Consider the following 355-nt stretch of genomic DNA (forward strand, 5'->3'; position numbering starts at 1 on the left):
TGCGTAAGCAGAACAAGAAGACCCTGCTGCTGGGTCCGAACTGCCCGGGCCTGATCACGCCGGACGAGATCAAGATCGGCATCATGCCGGGTCACATCCACCGCAAGGGCCGCATCGGCGTGGTGTCGCGCTCGGGCACGCTGACGTACGAAGCCGTGGGCCAGCTGACCGCGCTGGGCCTGGGCCAGTCGTCGGCCGTGGGCATTGGTGGCGACCCCATCAACGGCCTGAAGCACATCGACGTGATGAAGATGTTCAACGACGATCCCGACACGGACGCCGTGGTCATGATCGGTGAGATCGGCGGCCCGGACGAGGCCAACGCCGCGCACTGGATCAAGGACAACATGAAGAA

General features: G+C 64.2%; 1 pseudogene. It reads left to right on the top strand.

Annotated features, from left to right (window positions below):
• A pseudogene (locus AB4Z42_RS28540) lies at positions 1–355 on the top strand (succinate--CoA ligase subunit alpha); the annotation flags it as partial.

This window comes from Mycobacterium sp. 2YAF39, assembly GCF_052114565.1.
GTDB lineage: Bacteria > Actinomycetota > Actinomycetes > Mycobacteriales > Mycobacteriaceae > Mycobacterium.